The 1,133-nt window shown below is 62.7% G+C and carries 1 protein-coding gene and 1 pseudogene; one reads left to right on the top strand and one right to left on the bottom strand.

Translation table 11 applies throughout. The features are described 5' to 3' along the window. Nucleotides 1–225: pseudogene (locus ABT116_RS48940) on the bottom strand (steroid C27-monooxygenase); the annotation flags it as partial. A gap of 174 nt (nt 226–399) precedes the next feature. Here ABT116_RS48940 and ABT116_RS48935 point away from each other — a divergent pair. Beyond that, nucleotides 400–1,133 (top strand): thiolase family protein (locus ABT116_RS48935; protein WP_502984104.1); only part of this gene is annotated, 734 nt, incomplete at its 3' end.

Below are 1,133 nucleotides of genomic sequence, written 5' to 3'. Positions count from 1 at the left end.
GTGATCCGTTTTACACGGTGAGCTGGGGGTGGCCGCAGAGACCAGCGAGAAGCGACTGTTTACTAAAAACACAGGTCCGTGCGAAGCACCGATTTCCGGGGGCTGCGGATTCCACCACACGGGGGCCGTCTTCCGGAGTTCGGCGAACTCCTCGAACGGCATGCGTTCCGCGTAGATGTCGGGGTCCGTGAAGTCGATTCCCTCGGGGAATGCGGGCTGTGCCACTGATGTCTCCTGCCCTAAGCCTTTTCATCACAGGGGTGATGGGGATCCGTGATGTGTAACACGTTCTACTCTCATTGAAACACAAGCCTGCTTACTAGGAAAGGAAACGTCGGCAGGTCTTGCTTCCCGCAGAGAACCTGTTCTACTTTTTCATTACAAGGAAAGGAGCCCGCTGTGGGCACACCAGTAATCGTCGAGGCTGTCCGTACACCGATCGGCAAGCGCGGAGGTTGGCTCGCCGGTCTGCATGCCGCCGAGATCCTCGGAGCGGCCCAGAAGGGCGTTCTCGACCGGTCGGGTATCGACCCGCTGCTCATCGAGCAGGTGATCGGCGGCTGCGTCACCCAGGCCGGCGCTCAGTCCAACAACATCACGCGCACGGCATGGTTGCATGCAGGTCTGCCGTGGCAGACCGGCGCAACGACCGTGGACTGCCAGTGCGGTTCCGCTCAGCAGGCGAACCATCTGATCGCCGGACTGATCGCCACGGGCGCCATCGACGCCGGCATCGCCTGCGGCATCGAAGCCATGAGCCAGGTTCCCCTCGGCGCAAACGTCGGCGATCAGGCCGGACCGCGTCGACCCGCGACGTGGGACATCGACATGCCCAACCAGTTCGAAGCTGCAGAACGTATCGCACGCCGACGCGGTCTTACTCGCGACGACGTCGAAGCTCTCGGCGTCCGCTCGCAGGCGCTGGCCAAGCAGGCTTGGGAGGAAGGGCGTTTCGACCGCGAGGTTCTCGAACTCTCGGCACCCCAGGTCGACAAGGAAGGAAACCTCACGGGCGAGACCAAGCTCGTCAATCGCGATCAGGGCCTGCGCGATACGACGGCGGAGTCCCTTGCCCGTCTGAAGCCCGTCCTCGAAGGCGGGATTCACACGGCCGGAACGTCTTCCCAGATCTC

This window comes from Streptomyces sp. NPDC002130 (assembly GCF_040296465.1).
GTDB lineage: Bacteria > Actinomycetota > Actinomycetes > Streptomycetales > Streptomycetaceae > Streptomyces.
This window is presented reverse-complemented; position numbering and strand designations above follow the sequence as displayed.